Genomic DNA, 25,888 nt, shown 5'->3' on the forward strand with positions numbered 1-25,888 from the left:
GCTTGGGAACGACAGGACCCGGTCGGGGACCAGATCCCCCTCCCCGCTCCAGCACTCCACGACGGCCCCGCGCTCCAGCACAACCGCCCGTCCCGCTCGACCGAAGGCCACGTTCCGCCTCAAGGCTCCGCGACAACCCCGGCCCCGGCTCCGGCCGAACCGCCCGCCCGGAGCGGAGACCTCATCCCGTCCAGGACTCCGCGGCAACCCGACCGCCCAACCAGGGAGCAGGCCAGTCCCGCCCCACGACCTCCACGGTCACCCCGGCCCGGAGCGCGGGGCCGCCGTCGAGCCCAGCCGCCCAGCCGGGAAGCGGCTCGGATCAGGACTCCAGGGCCGCCTTCGCCCAGGCCACCAGTTCGGGGTTGGCGCTGGTCGCCGCCGTGCGGTAGACCTCCTGCGCCGCCGCCCGGTCCCCCTGCGCCTCCAGGGTCTTGGCCAGCCCGCGCAGCGCCATGGGCGTGGTGGCCGGGTCGTCCAGGGCCGCCACCTGCCGGAAGAGGGCCGCGGCCTCCGCGTGCTGGTTCCTGACCAGGTGCACCTCGGCCAACCCGACGCGGGCCCGTGGACCGCGTTCCAGCGGCCTCGTGCTCGCCGCCGCCGCGAAGGCCGCCTCCGCCTCGTCCACGGCGCCCCGCTTCAGGTGCAGGAAGCCGAGGTTCACGCCCGCCAGGTATGCGTAGAGCGGGTCCTCCGTGGCCACCGCCTGCTGGTAGGCGCGTTCCGCTCCGGCGGCGTCGTCCTGGTCCGCCATGGTGATGGCCAGCGAGAACGCCGCGGCGGGCAGCGACTCCGGGTGCTCCATCGCCTTGCGGAAGCCGTCGCGGGCCACGTCGCGGCGGCCCGCGGTGTAGGCCGCCGCGGCCAGGCCGTAGGCGTCGGCGGGCGAGGTGATCGCCAGCAGGTCCGGGGCGGTGTCCTCCGGCAGGGGCGTGCCCGCCTCGGCGGTGACGACGTAGTCGAGCGGTTCGAAGCCGCCGGTGACCCTGCGGAGCAGCGCCACCTGGGAGGCGATGGGGGTCGTCGCCCACGACAGGCCCGCCGCGAAGACGTCCTCCGTGGGGTCCACGCCCACGGTGATGCGTTCGAGGTACTTCGGGAACAGCCGGACCAGCTCCGGTTCGGTGACGGGCCGTCCGAGGCCGACCCTGCGGGCGTCGACGGCCGCTCGGGCGATGGCCTGGCCCGCCGGGCTGTCGCGCCTGCCCGCGCGGAGCTTGCGGACCAGTTCCTCACCGCCCACCAGGACCTCGCCGATGCCGGACGTGGTCGTGAAGCCCGGCTCGTCGGGGTAGTCGTCGCGCGCCGCCGCCAGCTCGGCCGCCGTCAGCTCGAACGGGAGGTCCACGACCGTCGCCCTCGCCAGCGCCGAGCGGGCCGCCGCGCCCACGTCCGAACCGGTGCGCAGGGCCGCCTCGTGGCGGGACGTGGTGATGGTGCCGACCAGGACGGCCCTGGTGGCCCAGAAGTCCAGGACGGCGGTGGTGAGCAGGTCGAGGTCGGTGGTGGTGAGGTCGTCCAGCAGGACGACCGCGTCCTCCAGCGGCAGCGGGGGTTCCAGCCTGGACAGCTCGGCGACGGCCCTGGTGTCGCGGGGCAGCACCACGTCGGCGTCCGGGTGGGTGTGGCGCAGCGCCTCGGCCAGGGTGCGGGACTTGCCCGCCTTCGAGTCGCCGCGCAGGAGCACGAAGCGGCGCGAGCCCAGCGCGTAGCGGAGCGGGCGGTCCGCCGTGCGGGGGACGTACGGGTTGGCGCCGTCCGTGTGCCTCGTCCTGGTGGCACCGCAGTCCACATCGGACAGGGCGCGGGCCTTGGGCAGCGGCCACTGGCGCAGCAGCGGGCTCACCGCCGCGCGCCACTCGCGGTCGCCCTTCGCCCTCTTCTCCTGCAACTCCGCCCGCTTGCCGAGCAGGGCGGCCAGCAGGCCGACCACCATCAGCACCAGGGCGAAGGGGAGGGCGGCGGTCGGCAGGGTGACGGCCTTGTCGACCGCCGCGTACACGGCCAGCGCCGCGCCGACGACCAGTGCGACGCAGCCGCACAGGAAGGCCGTGCGGGCGCGGCGCAGTTCGGTGCTCAGGGGAACCACGGTCAGCCTCGAATGGTGTCTATCACCAGCGGTCCGTGGGTGGTGGCGGTGTCGGTCACCGCGTAGCCGCCGGTCAGCGCCTCCAGAGCGTAGGGCACGGCGTCCGGGGTGTCGGTGCGCAGTTCCAGCAGCGGCTGCCCGCGCTCCACGCGGTCACCGGGTTTGGCCAGGCAGAGCACGCCCGCGCCCGCCTGCACCGGGTCCTCCTTGCGCGCCCGGCCCGCTCCCAGCCGCCACGCGGCGACCCCGACGGCGTAGGCGTCCAAAGTGGACAGAACGCCGTCCTCGGGGGAGGTGACCACGTGCTTGTGCGCGCCGACCGGCAGCGGGGCGTCGGGGTCGCCGCCCTGGGCCCGGATCATCCGCTCCCACGTCTCGTACGCCCGACCGGAGGCCAGGACCTCGGCCGGGTCGACCGAGATCCCCGCCAGCGACAGCATCTCCCCGGCCAGCGCCACGGTCAGCTCGACCACGTCGGCCGGTCCGCCGCCCCGCAGCACCTCCACCGACTCGGCGACCTCGACGGCGTTGCCGACCGCGACGCCCAGCGGCACGGACATGTCCGTGAGCAGGGCGCTGATCCTCAGCCCGTGGTCGACGCCGATGGACACCAGCGCGTCGGCCAGCGCCCTGGCCTGCGGCAGGGTCTTCATGAACGCGCCGGAGCCGACCTTCACGTCCAGCACCAGCGCCTCGGCGCCCTCGGCGATCTTCTTGCTCATGATCGAGCTGGCGATGAGCGGGATGGCCTCGACCGTGGCCGTCACGTCGCGCAGCGCGTACAGCTTGCGGTCCGCGGGGGCCAGGCCCTCGGTGGCCGCGCAGACCACCGCGCCGGTGGACGAGAGCTGGGCTGCGATCTCGTCCAGCGAGAGCTGGGCGCGCCAGCCGGGGATGGACTCCAGCTTGTCCAGCGTGCCGCCGGTGTGGCCGAGGCCCCGGCCCGAGAGCTGGGGCACGGCCGCGCCGCACGCGGCGACCAGCGGCGCGAGCGGCAGGGTGATCTTGTCGCCGACGCCGCCGGTCGAGTGCTTGTCCACGGTGGGGCGGTCCACGTCGAGCGAGAGCCGGTCGCCGGACAGGACCATCGCCCTGGTCCAGCGGGCCGTCTCGGACGACTCCATGCCGTTGAGGAAGATCGCCATGGCCAGCGCGGACATCTGCTCGTCCGCGACGTCGCCCCTGGTGTAGGCGGCGACGACCCAGTCGATCTGCTCGTCGGTGAGCCGGTGCCCGTCGCGCTTGGCCCGGATCACGTCGACCGCGCTGAAGCTCATGGCAGGTCCTCCGGTCCGAACGCGTCGGGCAGCACGTCGCTCATCGGCAGCACGCCGCGCGGGGTGTCCACGAGGCACGAGGCACCGCCCAGCTCGAACAGCACCTGGCGGCAGCGACCGCACGGCATCAGCAGGTCGCCCGCGCCGCTGCGGCACGCCACGGCCACGAAGCGGCCGCCGCCGGTCAGCCGGAGCTGACCGGCCATCGTGCACTCGGCGCACAGCCCGACGCCGTACGCCGCGTTCTCCACGTTGCAGCCCACCACGATCCGGCCGTCGTCGCACAGCGCGGCCGAGCCGACCTGGAGCCCGGAGTACGGGCAGTAGGCGTTCTGGGCGGCCTCCACCGCCCGTTCCCGCAGCAGGGCCCAGTCGACCTCAGCCACGGCGGTACACCACGCCGTCCGCCGCGGGCATCCTCAGCCGTTGCGACGCGACGGCCAGCACGACCAGTGTGACCAGGTGCGGGGCGTACGCGGTGAGCTCGCTCGGGACCTCGTCGACGCTGTAGTACACGCCGTAGAGCAGGCCCGCGGCGACGATGCCCGCCGCCGCGGCGAACCAGCGGCGGCGGACGAGCTGCCAGACCACGATGACCGCGAGCAGCAGCACCGCGCCGTAGACGAGCGCGAGGAACGTCTTGCCGCCGCTGCGCAGCTGGAGGCCGTCGGCGTAGCCGAACAGGGCCGCGCCGCCGAGCAGGCCACCGGGACGCCAGTTGCCGAAGATCATCGCCGCGAGGCCGATGAACCCGCGGCCGTTGGTCTGGCCCTCCAGGTAGCCGGGGTTGCCGGGGTTCAGCACGAGCGCCGCGCCGCCGATGCCCGCGAGGGCGCCGGACATGACCACGGCCGCGTACTTGTACAGGTAGACGTTGACGCCCAGCGACTCCGCGGCCGTCGGGTTCTCGCCGCACGACCGCAGCCGCAGGCCGAACCGCGTGCGCCACAGGACCAGGTAGCTGCCGATCACGAACAGGACCGCCAGCATCGTCAGCGGGGAGACGCCGGTGATCAGGCCGCGCAGGATGCCCGCGACGTCGGAGATGGCCACCCGCTGCTCGTCCTCCAGCGTCTTGAGCCAGTCGGACAGGCCCCCCGCCGAGTACGTGTCGAACTTCGGCACCGCCGGGGACTCGCGCGGGTTGTTCGAGATCGGGAAGAAGATCAGCGTGGACAGGTACTTCGTCAGTCCCGCGCCGAGCAGGTTGATCGCCACACCGGAGACGATGTGGTTGACGCCGAACGTCACGGTGGCGATGGCGTGCAGCAGGCCGCCCAGCGCGCCGAACACGGCGGCGGCGGCGAGCGCGGCCCACGGGCCCCACTGGTAGCCGGCCCACGCCGCGCCCCAGGTACCCATGATCATCATGCCTTCGAGGCCGATGTTGACCACGCCCGCGCGTTCCGCCCACAGGCCGCCGAGACCCGCGAGCAGGATCGGCAGCGCCAGCCGGACGGCGGTCTGGATGGTGCCGGACGACGTCAGCTGCGGCACGCCGGTCAGGTACGAGGTGGTGGACAGCAGCGCGATGGCGCCCGCCATCGCGATCATGCCCGTCGCCCAGCCGGGCAGCGCCTTCTTGCGCTGCGGCGGGATGGACGTCAGCGGTGCGTCGGTCAACGCGGTCATGCCGCACCTCCCACGGGCTCGGCGGTGCCGAGCTGTCGGCCGACGCGCCGCTGTTCGGCGGCCAGCTCGTAGCGGCGGACGACCTCGTAGGCGACCACGACGGACAGCACGATCGCACCCTGCATGATCGTCACGATCTCCCTCGGCACGCCCACGTTGTCCAACGCGAGGCCCGACTTGTCCAGGAACGCCCACAGCAGCGCGCCGAACGCGATGCCTCCGGGGTGGTTGCGGCCGAGCAGCGCGACGGCGATGCCGGAGAAACCGATGCCCGCGGGGAAGTTCAGGTTGTACGTGTGGTCGCGGCCGAGGATCTCGGGCATCGAGACCAGACCCGCGATGGCACCGGAGAGCAGCATCGCGACCAGGATCATCTTCTTCGCGCTGACACCGCCCGCGGCGGCGGCCGTGGACGACTCGCCGGACGCCCGCAGCTCGAAGCCGAAGCGGGTGCGGTTCATCATCACCCAGTAGCCGATGCCCAGCGCCGCGGCCAGGAACACCAGGCCGAAGATCGTGCCGGAGCCGCCGAGCGAGATGCCGGGCACCCAGCCGGACGACGCGATCTCGGGCGTGCGGATGTTGTTGCCCCGCAGCTCGCCGAACACGTCGTCGCGGATCAGGTACGCCGCCAGGCCGAGCGCCAGCCCGTTCATCATGATCGTGGAGATGACCTCGTTGACGCCGCGCGTCACCTTGAGGATCGCCGGGATCGCGGCCCACGCCGCACCCGCGACGGCGGCGACCAGGATGATCGCCAGCGCGTGGATGCCGGGCGGCAGCGCCACCGAGCCGCCGAACACGGCCGCGACGACCGCCGCGACCCGGTACTGGCCCTCGACGCCGATGTTGAACAGGTTCATCTGGAAGCCGATCGCGACGGCGAGCGCCGCGATGTAGTACGTGCCCGTGCTGTTGATGATGTCGACCGCGGTCGACCCCTGGCCGACCTGCGTCACCATCGCGCCGAACGCCTTCAGGGGGTTCGCCCCCGAGACGAGCAGCGCGATTCCGCACAGCAGAGCGGAGAACAGGATCGCCAGCGCAGGCGGAAGCAGATTGCCGCGCACCTTGCCCATCAGCGCTCGCCTTCCTCGACTGAGTCGTCAACGGCAAGTTCCGCCACCGCGTCGCTGGTGCTGCCCGCACCGGTCATCGCGCTGCCCAGGTCTTCCGGTGTGACGGTGTTCGGGTCCGCGTCGGCGACGAGCCTGCCGCGCAGCATGACCTTGATGGTGTCCGACAGGCCGATCAGCTCGTCCAGGTCGGCGGAGATGAGCAGCACGGCGAGGCCCGCGGCCCGCGCGCGCTTGATCTCGTCCCAGATCAGCGCCTGCGCGCCGACGTCGACGCCGCGGGTCGGGTGCGACGCGATGAGCAGCACGGGGTCGCCGGACAGCTCGCGGCCGACGACCAGCTTCTGCTGGTTGCCGCCGGACAGCGCGGCGGCGGCCACGTCGATGCCCGGCGTGCGGACGTCGAACTCGTCCACGATGCGCTGGGTGTCCTCCTTGGCGCCCGCGATGTCGAGCCAGGCGCCCCGCGCGGTGGGCTTGCGGGTCTGGTAGCCCAGGATCCTGTTGGCCCACAGCGGTTGCGTGAGCAGCAGGCCCTGGCGGTGGCGGTCCTCGGGGATGTACCCGATGCCCGCCTCGCGCCGGGCGAGCGTGCCCAGCCTGGTGAGGTCGCGCGACGCGCCCCCGGCGTCGACGAGGGCCACGTGGCCCGACGACGCCCGGCGCATCCCCATGATCGTCTCGACCAGCTCGGTCTGGCCGTTGCCCTCGACGCCCGCGATGCCGACGACCTCGCCGGAGCGGACCACGAGGTCGATGCCGTCGAGCACCGGCCGGGTGCCCTCCTGCGCCACCAGCGCGAGGCCCTCGACGCGGAGCACCTCGCGGTCGGTGACCGTGGACTCCCTGGTCTCCGGGCTGGGCAGCTCGCTGCCGACCATCATCTCCGCGAGCTGCCGGGAGCTGACCGCCTTGGGGTCGGCGGTGCCGACCGTCGTGCCGCGGCGGATGACCGTCACGGAGTCGGCGATGGCGCGCACCTCGTCCAGCTTGTGCGAGATGAAGAGGAACGTGAAGCCGCGCTCCTGCATGCTCCGCAGGGTCGCGAAGAGCTCGTCCACCTCCTGCGGCACGAGCACCGCGGTCGGCTCGTCCAGGATGATCACCTTGGCACCGCGGTAGAGCACCTTGAGGATCTCCACGCGCTGCCGGTCCGCGACGCCGAGCCTCTCCACCAGCACGCCGGGGTCGACGTTCAGGCCCGTGTCGCCCGCGAGTTCGAGGATCCGCTTGCGCGCCCTGCCGCCGATGCCGTGCAGCGCCTCGGCGCCGAGCACGACGTTCTCCTGGACGGTCAGGTTGTCGGCCAGCATGAAGTGCTGGTGCACCATGCCGATCCCGACCTTGATCGCGTCGGCCGGGGTGCGGAAGTGGACGCGCTCGCCCGCCACGTCGATGGTGCCCTCGTCGGGGTGCTGCATCCCGTAGAGGATCTTCATCAGGGTGGACTTGCCCGCGCCGTTCTCACCGCACAGGGCGTGGACTTCGCCGACTCGGACGCTCAGGTGGACGTCGCTGTTGGCGACGACGCCGGGGAAGCGCTTGGTGATGCCGGACAGCACGACGGCGGGCGGGCCTTCGGGATCCCCGATGGCCGCCGGCAGGTCGGCGGAGGTGGAACCGCTCATCGTTGAAAACTCCCACTACGACGTGCAAGGCCCCACGAGACGTGCTCGCGGGGCCCAGCACGACCGGCAGTCTGACGTCAGCTGCTCGGCTTGTCCGAGACGGTGATCTTGCCTTCGATGATCTGGGCCTTGTAGCCCTCGAGGACCGCCGCCAGGTCGGCGTCGATCTTGCCACCCGACGTGGCGTAGCCGACGCCGTCCACCTTCAGGTCGAAGACCTTCGGCAGGCTCGCCAGGTCGTTCTTCGCGACGGCCTTGACGAAGTCGAAGACCGCGACGTCGACGCGCTTGAGCATGGACGAGACGATCACGTCCTTGGACTCGGCGACCGTGGCCTGGTTGTACTGGTCGGAGTCGACGCCGATGGCCTTGGCGCCGCCCGCCTTGGCAGCGGCGAAGACGCCCTTGCCGGAGGCACCGGAGGCGTGGTAGAGCACGTCGGCGCCCGCTTCGATCTGGCCCTGCGCGACGACCTGGCCCTTGGTCGGGTCCTGGAACCCGGTGAAGTCACCGGCCGGGGTCAGGTACTTCTGCTCGATCTTGATGTCCGGGGCCGCCTTCTTGGCGCCCTGCACGTAGCCCGCCTCGAACTTCTGGATCAGCGGGATGCTGACGCCGCCGACGAAGCCGATGTGGCAGCCCTTGCTCTGGTACGCGGCGATGACGCCCGCGAGGAAGGAGCCCTGCTCCTCGGCGAACACCAGGCCGGTGACGTTCGGCGCGCCCTCGACGACGCCGTCCACGATGCCGAACTTGACGTTCGGGAACTCGGGGGCGACGACCTTCAGCGACTCGGCGTAGGCGAAGCCCACGGCGACGATCGGGCTGAAGCCGTCCGTCGCGAGCTGGCGCAGACGGGTCTGCTTCGCGTCCTCGGCCTCGTTGGGGGCCGCGGTCAGCTCCTTGACGTTCTCGGCCTTGAGGCCCAGCTCCGCCTTGGCCTTGTCCAGACCGGCGGCGGCGGAGTCGTTGAACGACGCGTCGCCGCGGCCACCGATGTCGTAGGCCAGGCCGACCTTGAGCGCGCTGCCGTCCACCTTGGCGGAGTCGGCGGCGGCGCTGCTGCTCGCGGCGGCCGCCGGGGGCTTCTCGGCCAGCTTGCAGCCGCTGGTGGCGGTTCCGCTGGAACCCCCGCTGCTGGTGGTGCTGCCAGAGTCCTTGGCACACGCTGCCATCGACATGACGCTGGTCAGCGCGATCGCGGCAACCGCGATGCCCCGCATTCGACGACGCACGGCTCGTCTCCCTCCCTGCTCAACCGAGCAGACACTCCCGACAACAACGCCGTCGGGTCTTCCGAGTGGCGAACCGTACCCCCTGGTAACGACCTCAGGACGCACGCGGGCTCGCACGTGACCTAATCGTTGATGCGATCGACATCGTTCGCCACTCGACGTAACCCGGCGGTCTCCGGGTGTGGCCAGGGAGCACGGGGAACGGCGGTCCCGGCCCCCTCCCGGAGGTCAACTGTGGAAATCCGCCACCGAAGCGGTCCGTGCGGGATCCCGCACGGACCGGGCGGGCCCGCGGCGTGCGGTCGCGGCCCCGCGGGCACCGTGCGCCGCACCCGGTTCCGAGGACCGCTCGGATTCCCGATCGCGAACGCCGGGAGCGTGCGGATCGATCCAGGTCACCCAGAAGAACGACCGCGTGTTCCATCGATCACAGAGCGGGTGCGGCCGTTGGGTCCGTTCGTGTTCACAGGTCTAGCATCGGATGGTCAAGGTCTTTCTCAATAGTTGAGCTCACAGACCAACCACCACTGACGTTGGAGGCCGTTGCGCATGGCCAGTACCACCGCGACTGAGCGGGAGGGCACCTCCCGAGGGGGCGGCACGCTGTACCGCGGCGATCTGGGCATGTGGTCATGGGTCGCCCACCGCATCACCGGTGTCCTCACCTTCTTCTTCCTGTTCGCGCACGTCATCGACACCGCGCTCGTCCGCGTGTCGCCGCAGACGTACGACGCGGTGATCGAGGTGTACAAGAACCCGGTCGTCAACGTGATGGAGATCGGCCTCGTCGGCGCCGTGCTCTACCACGCGCTCAACGGCATCCGCATCATGCTGGTCGACTTCTGGGAGAAGGGTCCGCGCTTCCAGCGCGGCATGCTCTGGGCCACCCTCGGCATCTGGGTCGTCGTCATGGTGCCCGGCGCCTACTTCATGATCGAGCGGACGCTGTCCGACCTGTTCGGGGGCAACTGATGTCGAACGCACTCGACCTGGCCAAGCCGCGCGCGCCGCGCAGGCCCGCCGCCCGCCGCAGCAACTTCGAGCTCTACAGCTGGCTGTTCATGCGCATCTCGGGCATGGCGCTCGTGGTGCTGGTCCTCGGGCACCTGTTCATCATGAACGTCCTCGACGGCGGCGTGCACCGCATCAACTTCGGCTTCGTCGCGGGCCGCTGGGCGTCCCCGTTCTGGCAGTTCTGGGACCTGTCGATGCTCTGGCTCGCGCAGATCCACGGCGGCAACGGCCTCCGCACGGTGATCAACGACTACGCCCGCAAGGACGCCACCCGGTTCTGGCTGAAGATCCTGCTCTACGTCTCGATGGTGTTGATCATCTCCCTCGGCACGTTCGTGATCTTCACCTTCGACCCGAACATCACCGACTGACGCGCTGCGGGAGAACGTGAAATGCAGTTCCACAAGTACGACGTAGTGATCATCGGTGCGGGCGGCGCGGGTATGCGCGCCGCCATCGAGTCCGGCCAGCGCGCCCGCACCGCGGTGCTGACGAAGCTGTACCCGACCAGGTCGCACACCGGCGCGGCGCAGGGCGGCATGTGCGCCGCCCTCGCGAACGTCGAGGAGGACAACTGGGAGTGGCACACCTTCGACACGATCAAGGGCGGTGACTACCTGGTCGACCAGGACGCCGCCGAGATCATGGCGAAGGAGGCCATCGACGCGGTCCTCGACCTGGAGAAGATGGGCCTGCCGTTCAACCGGACGCCCGAGGGCAAGATCGACCAGCGGCGCTTCGGCGGGCACACCCGCAACCACGGCGAGGCCGCCGTCCGCCGGGCCTGCTACGCGGCCGACCGCACCGGCCACATGATCCTCCAGACGCTCTACCAGAACTGCGTCAAGCACGGTATCGAGTTCTTCAACGAGTTCTACGTGCTCGACATCTGCATGACCGAGACGGCCGACGGCCCGGTGTGCACCGGCGCGGTCGCCTACGAGCTCGCGACCGGCGAGATCCACGTGTTCCAGGCCAAGTCCGTGGTCTTCGCGACCGGCGGCTTCGGCAAGGTCTTCAAGACCACGTCGAACGCGCACACCCTGACCGGCGACGGCATGGGCATCGTGTTCCGCAAGGGCCTGCCGCTGGAGGACATGGAGTTCTACCAGTTCCACCCGACCGGCCTCGCGGGCCTGGGCATCCTCCTCACCGAGGGCGCCCGCGGCGAGGGCGCGATCCTGCGCAACGCCGACGGCGAGCGGTTCATGGAGCGGTACGCGCCGACCATCAAGGACCTCGCGCCGCGCGACATCGTCGCCCGCTCGATGGCGCTGGAGGTGCTGGAGGGCCGCGGCGCGGGTCCGAACAAGGACTACGTGCTGCTGGACTGCACCCACCTCGGCGCCGAGGTGCTGGAGACGAAGCTCCCGGACATCACCGAGTTCGCCCGCACCTACCTCGCGGTCGACCCGGTGACCGAGCCGGTCCCGGTGTACCCGACGGCGCACTACGCCATGGGCGGCATCCCGACCAACGTCCACGGCGAGGTGCTGCGGGACAACGACCACGTCGTCCCCGGCCTGTACGCGGCGGGCGAGTGCGCGTGCGTCTCGGTGCACGGCGCCAACCGCCTCGGCACGAACTCGCTGCTGGACATCAACGTGTTCGGCCGCCGCGCGGGCATAGCCGCCGCCGAGTACGCGCTGGCGCACGAGCAGCTCGACCTGCCGGAGAACCCGGCCGCCGCCGTCGAGGCGCAGGTCGCGCTGGTGCTGTCCGAGCACGGCCACGAGCGCGTCGCGGACATCCGCATCGCGCTCCAGGCCACGATGGACGCCAACGCGTCGGTGTACCGCACCGAGGACACGTTGAAGCAGGCCCTGCACGACGTGCAGGCGCTCAAGGAGCGCTACGCGCGGATCACCGTGCAGGACAAGGGCAAGCGCTTCAACACGGACCTGCTCGAAGCGGTCGAGCTGGGCTTCCTGCTGGAGCTGGCCGAGGTGCTGGTCGTGGGCGCGCTGGCGCGCAAGGAGTCGCGGGGCGGTCACGCCCGCGAGGACTACCCCACCCGCGACGACACGAACTTCATGCGCCACAGCATGTACTACAAGCAGGGCGAGGCGCTCAGCGCCGACATCAGGCTTGACTACAAGCCCGTGACCTTTACCCGGTACCAGCCGATGGAGCGCAAGTACTGATGACCGCCTCTACTGCTGAACAGACGTCCGCTTCGGGTTCCAAGGGGTCCGAGCCGCCGGTGCCCGAGGGCGCGATCACCGTCACGCTGAAGATCCGGCGCTTCAACACGGAGTTCGACGACGAGCCGCGCTGGGACTCCTTCGAGATCCCGGCCCTCCCGTCGGACCGCGTGCTGAACCTGCTGCACTACGTGAAGTGGTACCTGGACGGCACGCTGACGTTCCGCCGGTCGTGCGCGCACGGCATCTGCGGCTCGGACGCGATGCGGATCAACGGCGTGAACCGCCTGGCGTGCAAGGTGCTGCTGAAGGACCTGCTGTCCGCGGGCGGCAAGCCGACCACGATCACCGTCGAGCCCATCAAGGGTCTGCCGGTCCACAAGGACCTGCTGGTCGACATGGAGCCGTTCTTCGAGGCGTTCCGCGCCGTGCAGCCGTACCTGATCAACTACTCCCCCGAGCCCACGCGGGAGCGGTTGCAGTCGGCGGCGGACCGCGAGCGGTTCGACGACACCACCAAGTGCATCCTGTGCGCCTGCTGCACCACGTCGTGCCCGGTCTACTGGTCGGACGGCTCGTACTTCGGGCCCGCCGCGATCGTGAACGCGCACCGGTTCATCTTCGACAGCCGTGACGAGGGCGCCGAGGAGCGGCTGGACATCCTCAGCGACAAGGAGGGCGTGTGGCGCTGCCGCACGACCTTCAACTGCACCGACGCGTGCCCGCGCGGCATCCAGGTGACGAAGGCGATCCAAGAGGTGAAGCGCGCGCTGCTGTTCAAGCGCGTCTGATCCCCTGCTGCGGCGAAGCCCCCGTCCGGACTCCGGGTGGGGGCTTCGCCGTGTCGCCGGGGGCGTACCGGACACCCCCCAGAAAGTTGGGATATCGACCCTCGCGAGCCCCTCGTTAAGTTGAGTCGAACTCACATAACGGCTCTTCTCGGGGGCAGGACATGCGGTTATCGGTTCTCGGCGAAGTTCGCCACGATCAGGTGGGCGACGAGTTCGCGGCGGCTGCGCGTGCCGGTCTTGGCGAAGATGGACTTCAGGTGGTCCTGCACGGTCACCTGCGCCATGCCCAGCAGCCGGGCGATCTGGGCGGTGGTGCGCCCGCGCACCGCGTGCAGCGCCACCTCCTGCTCCCTGGTGGTCAGCCCGTAGGACACCAGCGCCACCGGGACCAGTTCGGCGGGCGTGGCCTCGGTGACGACCACCGCGACCGGACCGTCCGCGCGCCGCTCCAGCAACGAGGCCTGCGCCACCAGCCAGGTCCCCTCGCGGGTGCGCACCCTGGTCCTGGCGGGCAGCCCCCGGCGGGCGCGGTGCGCGACCACGAGGAACGGCGCGGGCGCACCGCGCACCGTCGCGCCAGCGGTCAGGTCGGCGATCACCGCCTCGGCCCCCTCGTCCGCGGCCACCAGCGCGTTGTCCGGTCCCAGCACCGCCACCGCGGGCAGTGCGACGAGCCGCGGGTCGAGCCGTTCGTCCGGCACGTGCAGGTCGCGCAGCGCCACCCCGATGCGCCGGGCGACGACGCGGGCCAGCCGCAGCTCGTCCGGCCGGAAGTGACCGCGCCCCTCGTCCCGCATGAACGCCGCGCAGCCCCACAACCCGCCCTGCGCGTCGAAGTTGGCCCGCAGCTCGTCGCCGTAGCCCAGTGGCCGCAGCTGTTCCCGGTACCGGGCGCTGACCTGCGGCCTGCCGCCGGTGGCCCGGCTGATCGTGTCCGCGAGCTCGCCGGACCCGCGGATCTTGTCGAACGTCGTCACGTCGTCGAACGTGGTCGCCAACTCGATGGCCAGCGCGAACCCGCGCAGGTCCAGCTCGTCGGACTGCACCGTGCTCACCAGCCCGGTGACCGGGTCGTTGAGGTGCCAGCACACCGCGTCGAACCCGAGTGCCGCGGTGAGCACGCGCCCGCTCTCCCGGAACAGGTCCTCGGCGGGTGGCCCGGAGCGGAGCACCTCGTCCAGCTCGCCCAACGTCCTGCGCTCCACGTCCCGCCGCGCGACCACGCCTGAAGCGTACTGACCGCGCACCTCTCCGCGACAGCGGAACCCCTTGCCCGGAGCGCGATCCCGCGTTCCGCCGGCGCTTGCCGCCCCTGCGCGGAAAGCGCTTGCTCCTCCTGTGAAGGGAACCGATGAACCAGTCATCCCGCACGTCCGGCCGAAGAGGGGTCGCCGCGCTGCTCGGCGCGCTGCTCCTCTGCTCCACCGCCACCGGCCAGGCGGCCGCCGCCGCACCGGAGAAGGACTCCACCACCGCGTCCACCCCGGCGGCCACCGCCGTCGGCCCCACCGGCGACGACGTCCTGATCTCGCAGCGGATGCAGGCGCTCGTCGCACCGGTGCTCGGGATCGCGGCCGACAGCCAGGTCCGGTCGCTGGTGCGCACCATCGCCGCCAGGCAGACCGACGGCGACACCGACGCCCTGCTGCTGACCGTCTGGCAGGAGGCGGAGGAGTCCGGGATCGTCAACACCTCCGACCCGAAGTGGATCGCGTTCAAGAACGCGCTCCCGTCGTTGGGGATCATCAACGGCTACACCTACTTCCCGCAGGTCTACATCCCCAACCTGGACGAGGGCCTGCCGACCAGCAGCACGGTCGTGGTCGCCGTGGCGCCCGCCGACGAGAGCGCGGAGAGCGCGGCGGGCTACGTGCTCAACGCCTCCGGGCAGGTGGTGAACACGACGGCACCGGTCACCGAGGCGGTCGCGGCCGCGCAGGAGGTGTGGGTGCTGTCGGCCGACGAGCCCGACCCCGGCAGCGGCGGCGCCAGCGGCGTGCCCGTGCTGCACGCCGAACCGGCCGACGAGGTGTTCGGGGCGGCGGTGACGTGCAACCCGACCGGCCTGCGCAACAACAAGGGCCAGGAGTACCTCCAGCGGTGGCGGCTGAAGGACAAGAGGTCGTTCGGCGGCCTCTTCGAGGGCAAGCGCGAGATGCGCGCGCTGGTGATCACCTCGGCCGGGGCGACCATGCGCACGATCGTGTTCCCCAGCGTCAAGAAGAAGAACATCGAGTCCTGGCAGAACTCGGACCTGTTCGTGACGACGTGGGACCGGGCGCTGTGGGGCGACGTGCTGGCCTACCAGTGGTACGAGGAGGACGGCGGACCGGAGATCACCGTCGGGGTGAAGATCCCGATCTACGGGGTGGAGCTCGGCGTCAACGTCAAGTGGGCGGCGCGGGACGACAACGCGGGCAACACCGTGGTCGTGTTCGAGGAACCCACCAGCACGCCGTACAGCACCGGCTCCGTCGAGATGAACGTGTGCGGCCAGGGTGGCGAGGGCGGGACGGGCAACGACAACCTCGCCTGCGGGTCCACGGCCTCCGCTTCCAGCACGTACACCGGGTACTCGGCGTCCAGGGTGAACGACTGCAAGCGCGACACCACCCTCGGCGCGCCGCACAGCTGGTCCAACGCCGCGGGCACCTACCCGCCCAGCAACCCCGAGTGGGTGCAGGTCGACTTCGGGGTCACCAAGACCGTGCGGCGAGCCGTCGTCCACACGACCGCGAGCTACCCGATCCGGGACTTCGACGTCCAGGTGTGGAACGGGGTCACGTACCTGACGGTGGCCTCGGTCCGGGGCAACACCAGCCCCAGCGCCACGGTGACGTTCGCCGACCGCTCCACCCGGCTGGTCCGGGTGCTGGCGCACAGCGGGCCCACCCACCAACCGGGGTTCGCGCGGGTGAACGAACTGGAGGTCTACGCGACCTGAGCACCGCACCGACCTGACCGGAGGGAGGAGAAGCCCCCACCCCGATCGGGGTGAGGGCTTCTCCTCCCTCCGGAACGCCTCTCACAAGCCGAGTTGCGCCAGCTTCGCCTCCTGCTCGGCGGCGCGGCGGGCGCGGGCGGCCTTCGCGCGCCGGGTCCTGAGGTACATCAGCAGGCCCAGCACGACACCCAGCGCCGCGACGCCGGTGATGGGCAGGCCGACGTTGCCGAACGCGGCCTCCATCGGGGTCTTGCCCGCCGTCAGCCTGTTCCCAGCGCTGCTGTTGCCCTTCGGGGCGCCGGGGGCGGCACTGGTCTCGGTCGGCTTGGGCTCGGTGGTCTTCTTCTTCGGCTGGGGCGCGCCGTCGACCAGCTTGCCGACACCCTCCGAACCCTGGAGCTCGAAGCCGTGGTCGAGCAGCGCCGCAGCCTGGTCGACGATCGGCACCGGTTCCTGCGTGCCGCGCAGCAGCGCGACGACGAGCCGCTTGCCACCGCGTTCGGCCGCGCCCACGTAGGTGTTCAGGGCGTCGTCGGTGAACCCGGCCCGGCCGCCCAGCGCGCCCTCGTAGTTGCCCAGCAGGAGGTTGTCGTTGACGACCTGGATCGTGCCCCGGCCGCTGCGGGCGGGGAAGCTGATCTGCGGGGTGCTGATCGCCTTGGCGAACTCGGGGTACTTCATGGCCGCGCGGAAGATCACCGCCACGTCGTAGGCCGACGTGCTCGTGCCGGGGGCGTCCAGGCCGGACGGGGTGATCGCCCGCGTGTCCAGGGCACCCAGCTCGGCGGCGAGGGCGGTCATCTTGCGGACCGCGCTGGGCACGCCGCCCAGCCGTCGCGCGAGCGTGTGCGCCACGTCGTTGCCCGACATCATCAGCAGCGCCTGCATGAGCTGCTCGACGGTGTACTCACCGCCGTCGCGCAGCCCCACGCACGTGCACTCCTGGTCCACGTCCTCCTGCGTCGCCACGACCGTCGTGTCCAGCGGCAGTTCCTTGGCCACCACCATGGCCAGCAGCACCTTCATCACCGAGGCGGGCCGCTGCCTGCCGTGCGGGTCCTTCGCGGCGAGCACCACGCCGCTGTCCATGTCCGCCAGCACCCAGCCCGCCGCCGTCACCTGGTCCGGCGCGGGCTTCGCGTTCGGCGACTGCACCAGGCCGCACTCCGCCATGCGCTCGCCGCCCACGGGCGTCTCCGGGACCGGGAGCGGGCTCGGCGGCTTCGTGCCGTCCGGCACCTGCTCCGACGTGTCCACCGGCGGCGGAGGACTCAAGCGGTTCTCGCAGTTCGCGGGCTGGGCCACCCGCACGGGCGCGGGCTGCGCGGTGCCGACCGGCGCGCCCAGTGCGGCGCCGGCGATCAGCGTGCAAGCGGACAGGAGAAGGGCGAGGGCGGGCCGTCGAACGGTGGAAGGCACCCGACCAGGCTATCCACCCCCGTCGAGTGACGTGCACCCACCACGTCCGATACTCGTCGGGTGAAGCTCTCCCGGTGGATGTCCGCGTTCCTGGTCGCCTTCGGGGTGTGGTCGTGGGTGATCTGGCCTACCTTCCTGCGCAACATCTGGAAGGACCCGCGCTCCTGGGCCGACGGCGCGACCGCGTTCTTCACCGTGCACCTCGTGCTGGTCGTGGCGTCGTTGACGTTCGGGACCGTGATCGGGGTGCTCGGGGTGCGGGGCCTGCTGGCCCTGCGCGCCCCGCGTTCCTGACCCACCACGACTTGGAGGCTCGTCCCGTGGAATTCGTGCGGCTGCTGCTGGTGTTCCTGCACCTGCTCGGCATGGGGATGCTCGTCGCGATGTTCTTCCTCCAGATGCGCGCGGGAGCGGGTGCGCCGCTCAACAAGGGCTGGCTGCACGGCGCCGGGCTGCAACTGCTGACCGGTCTGGCGCTCGTCGGCCTGGCTCCGGTGACGGACCAGGACTACGACCACGTCAAGATCGGCGTGAAGCTGCTGGTGCTCGTGGCGATCGGCGTGCTCGCCCTCGTCTTCGCGCGCAAGCCCGCGGCACCGGCCTGGCTGCCGCGGGCCCTCGCGGGCCTGGTCGTGCTCAACGTGGGCGTCGCGGTCTTCTGGACCTGAGGGTCAACCCGGCCAGCAGACCCGCACCGACGAGGCTCGCGGCGGTGCGGGTGCTGGGACGGCTGGTGACCATGATCGTCGGCCGGATGACGGCGGGCGGCGGCGCCGCGACGGGCTCGTCCGGGAGGTTGTCCTTCGCCGTGGCCGTCCACGCGGTGATGAACAGCAGGAACTGCGCGACCAGGTTCGCGAAGACCAGGATGCCGATGACCGGTCCGAACGCGGCACCGGCCGGGGAACTCGTGACGCTCGACAGGTAGATCGTGGCCACCTGCTTGAGGACCTCGAACCCGATGGACGCGGCCAGCGCGCCCTTGACGGCGCTGCGCCAGGTGACCGGGTCCCTGGGGAGCTTCGCCAGCACCCAGAGGAAGACGAGCCAGTTGGCCGCCAGCGCGAGCACGATGGTGCCCACCTTCAGCATGAACTCGGCCCAGCCGACCCCGTCCAGGCCGACGAGGCGCAGGAGCAGGTTCGCGAACCCGGAGCCCGCGGCGGTGAGGCCGAAGGAGACGACCAGGGCGGCTCCGAGGCCGATGAGGGCCAGGAAGTCCTTCAGGTAGGTCTTCAGGAACGGCAGGTCGGCCTTCGGGTGGCCCCACTGGGCCGTCAGGGCGTCCCGGAGGTTGCCCATCCAGCCGAGCCCGGAGTAGGCCGCGCCCAGCAGGCCGAACACGCCCACGGTGCCCTTGGACTCGATCGCCTGCTCGACGATGTCGTTGAGCGTCTCCCCCAGGGTGCCGGGCACGGCGTCCTGTATGCCCACCCGCAGCTCGTCGAGCAGGGCCGGTTGCGAGGAGAGGACGAAACCGGCGACCGCGAAGGCGATCATGAGGATCGGGACCAGTGAGAGGACGCTGAAGTACGTCACCGCGGCGGCGTAGTGCGAGCCGTAACTCTCGGTGTACCTCTGCGCGGCTCGCATGATGTGGTCCAGCCACGCGTGCTGACGTCGGAGCTTGTCTAGCTTGGATTCGCTTTCCGCCACGGGGTGACGTTACCCAGAGCTACCTTGACCTGCACGTTGGTGCCGTGCGTCCGGCCGTCCCGCCGGTTGGTCCTGGGGTCGGGGTCCGTGCGCCCAGGGGTGGCCGGGTGTTCGGCCGATGCGACTCGGGGACCCCTCATCCGAGCCTTGGACCGGGCCGAAGGGGCAAATCCAGGGCCCCGAGTCACACCGACCGCACCCACCCGACCAAGACCACTACGCGGGCGCCAGGAAACCGATCCGCTCATAGGCCCGAGCCAAGGTCACCGACGCGACCTCCCTGGCCCGCTCAGCCCCACGGGCCAGCACCTTGTCCAACTCGGCCGGGTCGTCCAGGTACGACCGCACCCGAGCCTGGAACGGCGTCGCGAAGTCCACGAACACCTCACCGAGGTCCTTCTTCAGGTCCCCGTACCCCTTGCCCTCGTACGCGGCTTCCAGCTCGGCCACGGCCCGGCCGGTCAGCGCCGAGTAGATCGTCAGCAGGTTGCTCACACCCGGCTTGGCCGCCGCGTCGAACACGACCTCGCGACCGGTGTCCGTGACCGCCGAGCGGATCTTCTTGGCGGACCTCTTCGGGTCCTCCAGCAGCTCGACCACACCGCCCGGCACCGACTTGCTCATCTTCGCCGTCGGTTCCTGGAGGTCGAAGATCTTGGCCGTGTCCTTGACGATGTAGACCTCGGGGACGCGGAACGTCTTGCCGTAGCGCTTGTTGAAGCGCTGGGCGAGGTCGCGGGTGAGCTCCAGGTGCTGGCGCTGGTCCTCGCCGACGGGCACGTGGTGCGCCTGATACAGCAGGATGTCCGCCGCCTGGAGGATCGGGTAGGTGAACAGGCCCACGCCCACGTGGTCGGCGGTCTGCCTGGCCGACTTGTCCTTGAACTGGGTCATGCGGCCCGCCTCGCCGAAACCGGTGAGGCACTGCATGACCCAGCCCAGCTGGGCGTGCTCGGGGACGTGGCTCTGCACGAACAGCGCGCTGCGGTCCGGGTCGATGCCCAGGGCGAGCAGCTGCGCCGCCGAGACCCTGGTGTTCTGCCTGAGCGTCTTGGGGTCCTGCTCGACCGTGATGGCGTGCAGGTCGACGACGCAGTAGAACGCGTCGTGCGTGTCCTGGAGGGCCACCCACTGCCGGATCGCGCCGAGGTAGTTGCCCAGGTGGAACGAGCCCGCCGTCGGCTGGATGCCGGACAGGACTCGGGGACGGCTGGTGGGGGCTGCGCTCTCGGTCGACACGGGACTGATTGTGCCGGGTGCTCAGGCCTGGGTGGTGGCCGGTGCTGGTGTCGGGGCGTCCGGAGCGGGCGGCGCGACCACGCGCTGGTTCTGCTCGGAGACGACCACGCCCTTGCGGCGGCGCAGGAAACCGGTCACCAGACCGATGACGCCCACCGCGACCGCGCCGACACCGACGGGGCCCGCGAGGGCGCTGTCGAACGCCGTCCGCGCCACCGTGCCGTCAGCGGCCAGGGCGACCCCCGGCAGCAGGACGGACGTGCTGGACACGACCACCAGACTCAAAGCCGCACTGCGACCGCGCACTGCCGAGCCTCCTCAGAAGACAGCCGTCACCGTTTCGGGTGAACTCTGTGGCCTGGATGTCGCGACTGCACCGAAGCTGTGCGATTGTCTTCGGCCACTCCGGTGAACGCGACCGGCCGAAGATTAGCGGTCGACCGGTGCGCGCTCCACGAGTGGGGTCTTCCTCACAGTGTCGATTCGACCATATGTCGTAGTCCGCTGTCGCGCCGGGCGGCCCGCGAGGGCCGCCGTGGCCTCCAGCTGGTGGGCCGTGCGGGCGGACCCGTGCTCCGAGCCCGCCATGCGGCTGATGGTCTCCTCCATGAGCGTTCCGCCCAGGTCGTTGGCCCCGCCGCGGAGCACCTCGGAGGTGCCCTCGTCGCCGAGCTTCACCCACGAGACCTGCACGTTGTCGACGCGACCGTGCAGCGCGAGGCGGGCGAACGCGTGCACGGCGCGGTTGTCGCGGCGGGTCGGGCCGGGGCGGGCGACACCCGCGAGGTAGATGGGGGCGTTGCGGTGCACGAAGGGCAGGCCGACGAACTCGGTGAGGCCGCCCGTGCGGTCCTGGAGGGCCGCGAGGGTGCGGAAGTGGCCGAGCCAGTGGCCGGGGTGGTCCACGTGGCCGTACATCATCGTGGACGACGAGCGGATGCCCACCTCGTGCGCCGTGGCGACGACCTCCAGCCACGTGGCGGTCGGCAGCTTGCCCTTGGTGAGGACCCAGCGGACGTCGTCGTCGAGGATCTCGGCGGCCGTGCCGGGGATCGTGTCGAGGCCGGCGTCCTTCAGCTCCTGGAGCCACTCGCGGACGCTCACGCCCGCCTTGGCGGCGGCGCTGACGATCTCCATCGGGCTGAACGCGTGGACGTGCATCCCCGGCAGCCGCTCCTTGATCGCCCGCACGACGTCGGCGTAGTACGTGACCGGCAGCTTCGGGTCGATGCCGCCCTGCATGCAGACCTCGGTGGCGCCCGCGTCCCACGCCTCCTGCGCGCGGTCCACGACCTCGTCGGTGGACAGCCGGAACGCGTCCGCGTCGCGCTCGCGCTGCGCGAAGGCGCAGAAGCGGCAGCCGACGTAGCAGACGTTCGAGAAGTTGATGTTGCGGTTGACCACGTAGGTGACGTCGTCGCCGACCACGCTCGCGCGCAGCTCGTCGGCGAGGCGGGTCATGGTCTCCAGCGCGTCGCCGTCGGCCGTCAGCAGAGCCATGGCGGCGTCGGTGTCGTCCAGGATGCCCGCCGGGTCGTCCGCGGCGAGGCTCAGAGCCCTGCCGACGTCCTCGGGGAGCCGGGAGATCGCCTTGGGCACCGTGAGCGAGGACCAGTCGCCGTAGACGGTCTCGAAGTCGCCCCTGCGGTCCTCGGTGCGGCCCTCGGTGTCGATCGACGTGTTGAGGTCGGCGCGGCCGTAGGTGTCGACGCCGCCGTCCGGCTCCTGCCACTCGCGTCCGACGACCTCCGCGGAAGCGTTTGCGAGCCCGTCGGCCTGCGCCAACGCGGCGACGTGCCCGGTGAGCCTGCTGTCGATCCACTGGCCGGCCATCGCCCGCACGTACCGCGGGTAGACGTTGAGGCGCTCGCGGAGGTCGTAGCCCGCCGCCGCGGTCCGCTCGGCCAGCTCGTCGATGTGCGGCCAGGGGCGTTCGGGGTTCACGTGGTCCGGGGTGATCGGCGAGACGCCTCCCCAGTCGTCGACGCCCGCGCGCAGCATCATCGGGAACTCGTCGCCGACGAGGTTCGGCGGCGCCTGCACGCTCGTGGTCGACGGCATGAGCAGCCGGGCCACCGAGATGGTCGCGGCCAGCTCGTGCAGGTCGGCGTCGGGCATGCCGCGCATCGCCGTGTCCGGCTTGGCGCGGAAGTTCTGGATGATCACTTCCTGGATGTGCCCGTACTGCTGGGCGATCCCCCGGATCGCCATCAGCGACTCGGCACGCTCCGTGATCGTCTCGCCGATGCCGATCAGGATGCCGGTGGTGAACGGGACGTTCACCCGGCCCGCGTCGGTCAGCACCCGCAGGCGGACCGCGGGCTCCTTGTCCGGGCTGCCGTGGTGCGGCCCGCCCTTCTCGCTCCACAGCCGCGTGGCCGTGGTCTCCAGCATCATCCCCATGCTGGACGCGACGGGCTTGAGCCGCTGCAACTCCTCCCAGCTCAGCACGCCGGGGTTGAGGTGCGGCAGCAGGCCGGTCTCCTCCAGCACCGCGATGGCGCACGCCCGCACGTAGTCGAGCGTCGACGAGTACCCGCGCGCCTCCAGCCACTCCCCGGCGGCGGGCCAGCGGTCCTCCGGCCGGTCACCGAGGGTGAACAGCGCTTCCTTGCACCCGGCGGCCGCGCCCTTGCGGGCGATCTCCAGGACCTCGTCGCGCTCCAGGAACGCGGCGGGCAGCTTGTGCGGCGCGGTCGCGAACGTGCAGTAGTGGCACCGGTCGCGGCACAGCCTGGTCAGCGGGATGAACACCGACCTGCTGTAGGTCACGACGCCCTCGCGGCCCTCCGCTCGCAGGTGCGCGTCCCGCACCCGCCCGGCGGCGCCGAACAGCGCTTCGAGGTCGTCGCCGCGCGCGTGCAGCAGCACGGCGGCCTCGGTCACGTCGAGGGCGACCCCGTCGTTGGCCCGCCGGAGCGCCCGCCGCATCGCACTGGCGCTCGGCACGGGCTCGGGTGCGTTGAGGGAGATGTCCACTGCCACGTCAACGACCCTAGGCGGTGGAAATTCCTTCCCGTGCGCCGAGTGAGATGCCGCACTCGCGCCCATCAGCGCGTGGCCAGCAGCAACTCCGTGTTCCGGTCGGCCGGGGTGCCGACCTTGGCCGGGTTCGCGTGGCGGTCGTTGAAGGCGAACTCCCGGCCCAGCGAGGCGAGCCCGGTCGCGGAGAAGTCGTCGTAGCCCGTCTCGTACGGCGCGTCGACCTCGACCAGCGTGGTGAACAGCGACAGCGTGCCGTCCCCGTTGTCGGCGATCTCGATCACGCGCGCGTGCTGCGGGTAGTCGACGTGCGCGGCCGTGTTGATCTCCCAGAACGCCCGTTCGGGCGTGGCGTGGCCGTGGGCGGTGATGGCGTTGGTGTGCGTGTGGCCGTTGACCCACGCCACCACGTTCGGGAAGCGCTGGAGCAGCGAGACGAGCGCGTCGCCGTTCAGCCGGAGGTCGAGCGGCCTGCGGCGGTCCGGCAGCGGGTTCGTCATCGTCGTGCTGGTGTGGTGGCTGAAGACCACGAAGCGCTCGTCGGTCACCGACCGCCGCACCAGTCGGCCGAACGGGTCGTAGTAGCGGGAGCTGCCGCGCTCCAGCACGTTCTCCAGCCACCGGTACTGGTGCAGCCCGATCGAGCCCTCGGAGAAGCCGCCCAGGGTCGTGGTGTCGAGGCTGACGCCCGTGACGCCCGGTGCGATCCGGAACGTGTAGAACACGTCGACGCCGTCGGCGTTGTCCGGCGTGAAGCCGTGCCCGACCGGACCGGGTCCGGTGTTGCGCGGGTCGAGGTGCGCGCGCACGAACTCGGCCGTGCTGAACGGCTTCCGGCGCGCGTCGGGCGTGACGGTGCGGACGAGGCCGCGGTTCGAGGCGAGCACCGCCGCGGCGTCGAGCACGTGCGCCGGATCGGTCATCGCACGGGCGACGGCGGCGTTCCCGGCGTCGTCGAACCCCATGATCTTGGTGCTGCCGGTGTAGAGCCCGTCGACGACCGGCAGGCCGTCCGGGAGCGTGCCGACCACGCTGTCGTCGTGGTTGCCGAACGTCGAGTACCACGGGACGTTCAGGCCCCGGCTGGTGATGGGCCGGACGGCCGCGTCCAACAACCCCGGCACCGTCGGGAAGCCCAGCGCCTTGTAGTCGTCCACGAACGACGAGTCGGGCTGCCAGTACGTCCGGCTGCCCGAGTTCTGCACGCCCTCGTACCGCGTCGGGTCACCGGTGTTCGGCGTGAGCGTCCCGCCGTTCAGCGTCGTCAGGTACCAGTCCAGCTCGACCTGCTCGTGGTTGTCGGTGTTGTCGCCGGTCGTCACCACGAAGTCGATCGGCCGCCCGGTGAACGGCCCACCGCGCAGCCCGTTGACCCGGTCGACCAGTGCCGCCGAGGTGTGCTGCGCGAACAGCTCCTGCGCCCGGTGCGCGCCCGCGCCGATCAGCGGGTGCGTGTACTCGAACCGCGCGGGGCTCTGCGCGTCCACCAGGTGCATGTCGGTGAACTGCACGAAGCACGCCAACGCGGTCCGCCGCTCCGCCCGCGCCGGGTTGGCCGTAGCCAGGTCGGGCCGCACGACGACCGGCCACCCCGGCCCGGCGGCCAACCGCCGGTACCCCGAGGCGCCCACGGGCGTGGCCGCGGTCTCCAACGTCGTACCCGCCACGACGGCCCACGCGGGTGGTGCGACACCCAGACCCCACAGCGCTCCGGCACCCACGACCCCGGTGGCCCGGAAGAAGTCCCGACGACTCAGCGACCCCATTGGCGCTCCCCTCTCGACCTGGGAGAACCGTTCCACGGGAGTTGCCCGCGAGTCACCAGCTCCGGGTGAACGTCGCCCGAACGTCCCCGAGTCGGTCGTCTTACCGCGACGTCAGGTCGGATCGGGTGGTCCGTCGGGCGAGAAGCTCCGCCACCTCCTGAGCAGCTCGTGCCAGGGGCGGTCGGATCCGCGGATCAGTCCTCGTACCGCACGGTCACCGGTGCGTGGTCCGACCAGCGCTCGGCGTAGGTCGCCGCCCGCTCCACGACCGCCGACACGGCCCGCTCGGCCAGCCCCTCCGTGCTCACCTGGTAGTCGATCCGCCACCCGGAATCGGCGTCGAACGCCTTCCCGCGGTACGACCACCACGTGTACGGCCCGGTGACGTCGGGGTGGAGCTTGCGCACCACGTCGACGTAACCGGAGTCGAAGACGCGGTCCATCCAGGCGCGTTCCCCCGGCAGGAAGCCGGAGGACTTCTGGTTGGTCTTCCAGTTCTTCAGGTCGGCCTCGCGGTGGGCGATGTTCCAGTCGCCGCACACGACGACCTCGCGCCCGCTCGCGGCGGACTTCTCGCGCAGCTCGACGAGGTACGGGAGGAACTCGGCGGTGAACCGCTCCTTCTCGTCCTGCCTCGGCGTGCCGACGTCACCGCTGGGCAGGTAGAGGCTGGCCACGACGACGCCGGGCAGCTCCACCTCGACGTACCGGCCGCTCGCCTCGAACTCCGGCGCGCCGAAGCCGATCCGCACGGCGTCGGGCGCGACGCGGCTCAGCAGCGAGACGCCGCTGCGGCCCTTGACCTCGGAGTGGGCGTGCACGACGTGCCAGCCGTCCGGCTCGCGCACCTCGTCGTCGAGCTGCCCCGGCTCGGCCCGCACCTCCTGGAGGCACACGACGTCGGCCTCGGTCGCGTCGAGCCACTCCAGGTAGCCCTTCTTGGCGGCGGCACGCAGGCCGTTCACGTTCACGGTCGACACGGTCAGCACGCGAGGA

General features: G+C 71.2%; 22 protein-coding genes. 7 read left to right on the forward strand and 15 right to left on the reverse strand.

The features are described 5' to 3' along the window. Positions 1 to 322: 322 nt before the first annotated feature. The 7 genes from AC156L_RS31990 to AC156L_RS32020 all read right to left on the reverse strand — a co-directional run bounded on the left by AC156L_RS31990 (position 323) and on the right by AC156L_RS32020 (position 8,925). Positions 323 to 2,089 (reverse strand): tetratricopeptide repeat protein, encoded by a 1,767-nt coding sequence (locus AC156L_RS31990; protein WP_330879143.1) that lies wholly within the window; start codon positions 2,087 to 2,089, stop codon positions 323 to 325. 2 nt (positions 2,090 to 2,091) lie between these two features. Beyond that, complete coding sequence (locus AC156L_RS31995) at positions 2,092 to 3,366, reverse strand: thymidine phosphorylase (protein ID WP_330879142.1); 1,275 nt, start codon at positions 3,364 to 3,366, stop codon at positions 2,092 to 2,094. Further along, positions 3,363 to 3,752, reverse strand: a complete 390-nt coding sequence (locus tag AC156L_RS32000; RefSeq protein ID WP_330879141.1) for a cytidine deaminase — start codon at positions 3,750 to 3,752, stop codon at positions 3,363 to 3,365. The genes AC156L_RS31995 and AC156L_RS32000 overlap by 4 nt, the downstream gene beginning before the upstream one ends. Next, positions 3,745 to 4,998 (reverse strand): ABC transporter permease, encoded by a 1,254-nt coding sequence (locus tag AC156L_RS32005; RefSeq protein WP_330879140.1) that lies wholly within the window; start codon positions 4,996 to 4,998, stop codon positions 3,745 to 3,747. The genes AC156L_RS32000 and AC156L_RS32005 overlap by 8 nt, the downstream gene beginning before the upstream one ends. Next, complete coding sequence (locus AC156L_RS32010) at positions 4,995 to 6,077, reverse strand: ABC transporter permease (RefSeq protein ID WP_330879139.1); 1,083 nt, start codon at positions 6,075 to 6,077, stop codon at positions 4,995 to 4,997. Before AC156L_RS32010 ends, AC156L_RS32005 begins: the two co-directional genes overlap by 4 nt. Continuing rightward, entirely contained in the window at positions 6,077 to 7,702 is a 1,626-nt protein-coding gene (locus AC156L_RS32015; RefSeq protein ID WP_330879138.1) for an ABC transporter ATP-binding protein, read from the reverse strand. Before AC156L_RS32015 ends, AC156L_RS32010 begins: the two co-directional genes overlap by 1 nt. Positions 7,703 to 7,779: 77 nt before the next feature. Continuing rightward, positions 7,780 to 8,925, reverse strand: a complete 1,146-nt coding sequence (locus tag AC156L_RS32020) for a BMP family lipoprotein (RefSeq protein WP_330879249.1) — start codon at positions 8,923 to 8,925, stop codon at positions 7,780 to 7,782. A gap of 561 nt (positions 8,926 to 9,486) precedes the next feature. Between AC156L_RS32020 and sdhC the strand changes: the two genes are divergently transcribed. Genes sdhC through AC156L_RS32040 form a run of 4 tightly spaced genes read left to right on the forward strand, consistent with a single transcriptional unit; the run spans position 9,487 to position 12,886 of the window. Next, the gene (gene sdhC, locus AC156L_RS32025) at positions 9,487 to 9,909 is read left to right on the forward strand and encodes a succinate dehydrogenase, cytochrome b556 subunit (protein ID WP_330879137.1); all 423 of its coding nucleotides are present in this window, start codon (positions 9,487 to 9,489) and stop codon (positions 9,907 to 9,909) included. Continuing rightward, a complete protein-coding gene (locus tag AC156L_RS32030; RefSeq protein WP_330879136.1) occupies positions 9,909 to 10,322 on the forward strand; it encodes a succinate dehydrogenase hydrophobic membrane anchor subunit in 414 nt (137 codons plus the stop codon). Before sdhC ends, AC156L_RS32030 begins: the two co-directional genes overlap by 1 nt. A 21-nt stretch (positions 10,323 to 10,343) precedes the next feature. Then, positions 10,344 to 12,095: a succinate dehydrogenase flavoprotein subunit gene (gene sdhA, locus AC156L_RS32035; protein ID WP_484407561.1), complete on the forward strand. Its 1,752-nt coding sequence runs from the start codon at positions 10,344 to 10,346 to the stop codon at positions 12,093 to 12,095. Continuing rightward, on the forward strand, positions 12,095 to 12,886 hold the full coding sequence (locus AC156L_RS32040; RefSeq protein ID WP_330879782.1) for a succinate dehydrogenase iron-sulfur subunit: 792 nt from the start codon (positions 12,095 to 12,097) through the stop codon (positions 12,884 to 12,886). The genes sdhA and AC156L_RS32040 overlap by 1 nt, the downstream gene beginning before the upstream one ends. 167 nt (positions 12,887 to 13,053) lie before the next feature. Here AC156L_RS32040 and AC156L_RS32045 read toward each other — a convergent pair whose 3' ends face one another. Continuing rightward, on the reverse strand, positions 13,054 to 14,109 hold the full coding sequence (locus tag AC156L_RS32045; protein WP_330879783.1) for a response regulator transcription factor: 1,056 nt from the start codon (positions 14,107 to 14,109) through the stop codon (positions 13,054 to 13,056). Positions 14,110 to 14,237: 128 nt separating this feature from the next. Between AC156L_RS32045 and AC156L_RS32050 the strand changes: the two genes are divergently transcribed. Beyond that, positions 14,238 to 15,830 (forward strand): discoidin domain-containing protein, encoded by a 1,593-nt coding sequence (locus AC156L_RS32050; RefSeq protein ID WP_330879784.1) that lies wholly within the window; start codon positions 14,238 to 14,240, stop codon positions 15,828 to 15,830. A gap of 81 nt (positions 15,831 to 15,911) precedes the next feature. Here AC156L_RS32050 and AC156L_RS32055 read toward each other — a convergent pair whose 3' ends face one another. Beyond that, on the reverse strand, positions 15,912 to 17,249 hold the full coding sequence (locus tag AC156L_RS32055) for a D-alanyl-D-alanine carboxypeptidase family protein (RefSeq protein WP_330879785.1): 1,338 nt from the start codon (positions 17,247 to 17,249) through the stop codon (positions 15,912 to 15,914). Positions 17,250 to 17,309: 60 nt separating this feature from the next. On the opposite strand from AC156L_RS32055, the gene AC156L_RS32060 reads away from it, so the two are divergent. Continuing rightward, on the forward strand, positions 17,310 to 17,543 hold the full coding sequence (locus tag AC156L_RS32060; RefSeq protein WP_330879786.1) for an SCO4848 family membrane protein: 234 nt from the start codon (positions 17,310 to 17,312) through the stop codon (positions 17,541 to 17,543). Positions 17,544 to 17,569: 26 nt separating this feature from the next. Continuing rightward, positions 17,570 to 17,917 (forward strand): hypothetical protein, encoded by a 348-nt coding sequence (locus AC156L_RS32065; RefSeq protein WP_330879787.1) that lies wholly within the window; start codon positions 17,570 to 17,572, stop codon positions 17,915 to 17,917. Here the strand turns inward: AC156L_RS32065 and yhjD are convergent. The 6 genes from yhjD to AC156L_RS32095 all read right to left on the reverse strand — a co-directional run bounded on the left by yhjD (position 17,886) and on the right by AC156L_RS32095 (position 25,881). After that, positions 17,886 to 18,905 (reverse strand): inner membrane protein YhjD, encoded by a 1,020-nt coding sequence (gene yhjD, locus AC156L_RS32070; protein WP_330879788.1) that lies wholly within the window; start codon positions 18,903 to 18,905, stop codon positions 17,886 to 17,888. The two genes, AC156L_RS32065 and yhjD, sit on opposite strands and share 32 nt — an antisense overlap. A 216-nt stretch (positions 18,906 to 19,121) precedes the next feature. After that, positions 19,122 to 20,144, reverse strand: coding sequence for a tryptophan--tRNA ligase (gene trpS, locus AC156L_RS32075; RefSeq protein WP_330879789.1), 1,023 nt, complete (start codon positions 20,142 to 20,144; stop codon positions 19,122 to 19,124). A gap of 21 nt (positions 20,145 to 20,165) precedes the next feature. Continuing rightward, a complete protein-coding gene (locus AC156L_RS32080; RefSeq protein WP_330879790.1) occupies positions 20,166 to 20,414 on the reverse strand; it encodes a hypothetical protein in 249 nt (82 codons plus the stop codon). A gap of 159 nt (positions 20,415 to 20,573) precedes the next feature. After that, complete coding sequence (locus AC156L_RS32085; protein WP_330879791.1) at positions 20,574 to 23,129, reverse strand: bifunctional FO biosynthesis protein CofGH; 2,556 nt, start codon at positions 23,127 to 23,129, stop codon at positions 20,574 to 20,576. Positions 23,130 to 23,194: 65 nt separating this feature from the next. Continuing rightward, the gene (locus AC156L_RS32090; RefSeq protein WP_330879792.1) at positions 23,195 to 24,892 is read right to left on the reverse strand and encodes a TIGR03767 family metallophosphoesterase; all 1,698 of its coding nucleotides are present in this window, start codon (positions 24,890 to 24,892) and stop codon (positions 23,195 to 23,197) included. A 194-nt stretch (positions 24,893 to 25,086) separates the two neighbouring features. Next, a complete protein-coding gene (locus tag AC156L_RS32095) occupies positions 25,087 to 25,881 on the reverse strand; it encodes an exodeoxyribonuclease III (protein WP_330879793.1) in 795 nt (264 codons plus the stop codon). Positions 25,882 to 25,888: the final 7 nt, after the last annotated feature.

It is taken from the genome of Umezawaea sp. (assembly GCF_057122925.1).

Coding starts and splice junctions, on each gene's coding strand:
- sdhA (WP_484407561.1), top strand. CDS start 10,344: ATGCAGTTCCACAAGTACGACGTAGTGATCATCGGTGCGGGCGGCGCG.
- AC156L_RS32040 (WP_330879782.1), top strand. CDS start 12,095: ATGACCGCCTCTACTGCTGAACAGACGTCCGCTTCGGGTTCCAAGGGG.
- AC156L_RS32050 (WP_330879784.1), top strand. CDS start 14,238: ATGAACCAGTCATCCCGCACGTCCGGCCGAAGAGGGGTCGCCGCGCTG.
- AC156L_RS32020 (WP_330879249.1), bottom strand. CDS start 8,925: ATGCGGGGCATCGCGGTTGCCGCGATCGCGCTGACCAGCGTCATGTCG.
- AC156L_RS32030 (WP_330879136.1), top strand. CDS start 9,909: ATGTCGAACGCACTCGACCTGGCCAAGCCGCGCGCGCCGCGCAGGCCC.
- AC156L_RS32010 (WP_330879139.1), bottom strand. CDS start 6,077: ATGGGCAAGGTGCGCGGCAATCTGCTTCCGCCTGCGCTGGCGATCCTG.
- sdhC (WP_330879137.1), top strand. CDS start 9,487: ATGGCCAGTACCACCGCGACTGAGCGGGAGGGCACCTCCCGAGGGGGC.
- AC156L_RS32005 (WP_330879140.1), bottom strand. CDS start 4,998: ATGACCGCGTTGACCGACGCACCGCTGACGTCCATCCCGCCGCAGCGC.
- AC156L_RS32015 (WP_330879138.1), bottom strand. CDS start 7,702: ATGAGCGGTTCCACCTCCGCCGACCTGCCGGCGGCCATCGGGGATCCC.
- AC156L_RS31995 (WP_330879142.1), bottom strand. CDS start 3,366: ATGAGCTTCAGCGCGGTCGACGTGATCCGGGCCAAGCGCGACGGGCAC.
- AC156L_RS32090 (WP_330879792.1), bottom strand. CDS start 24,892: ATGGGGTCGCTGAGTCGTCGGGACTTCTTCCGGGCCACCGGGGTCGTG.